The organism is Micromonospora sp. DT62 (assembly GCF_049847285.1).
GTDB lineage: Bacteria > Actinomycetota > Actinomycetes > Mycobacteriales > Micromonosporaceae > Micromonospora > Micromonospora reichwaldensis.
In genome coordinates, this window is sequence record NZ_JBNCOB010000069.1 from 1 (window position 1) to 529 (window position 529).

1 protein-coding gene is annotated in these 529 nt (G+C 67.7%); it reads left to right on the plus strand.

Annotated elements, in window-relative coordinates; translation table 11 throughout:
- Positions 1-529, plus strand: a 529-nt coding sequence (locus ACPXCB_RS31560; RefSeq protein WP_425879780.1) for a helix-turn-helix domain-containing protein, incomplete at both ends; no start/stop codon positions are given.

Genomic DNA, 529 nt, shown 5'->3' on the forward strand with positions numbered 1-529 from the left:
TGGGGATGGCCAGCCTGGACCCTCAGTGGGCGGGTGGCCGTCCCCGCCAGATCAGTCCTGACGAAGAACAGTTCATCCTCGAGACGGCCAACACCCGCCCCGAAAAGTTGGGGCGGCCGTTCACCCGCTGGAGCATCCGCAAGCTCGCCGACCACCTGCGCCTTCACTCCAGCCGACGAGTCCGGGTGGGACGGGAACGGCTACGGCAGATCCTGCGCCGGCACCGGATCACCTTCCAACGGACCAAGACGTGGAAGGAGTCCACCGACCCCGACCGGGACACCAAACTCGCCCGGATCGAGTACGTCAGCAGCCACTTCCCACAGCGGATGTTCGCGTTCGACGAGTTCGGGCCCCTGGTGATCCGCCCCCAGGCCGGCACGCAATGGGCGCCGACCGGGCACCCACACCGACTGCCCGCGAACTACCACAAGCTGCACGGAGTCCGGCAGTTCCACGGCTGCTACAGCGTCGGCGACGACCAACTCTGGGGCGTCGTCCGGCAGCGTAAGAGCGCCGCGAACACCCT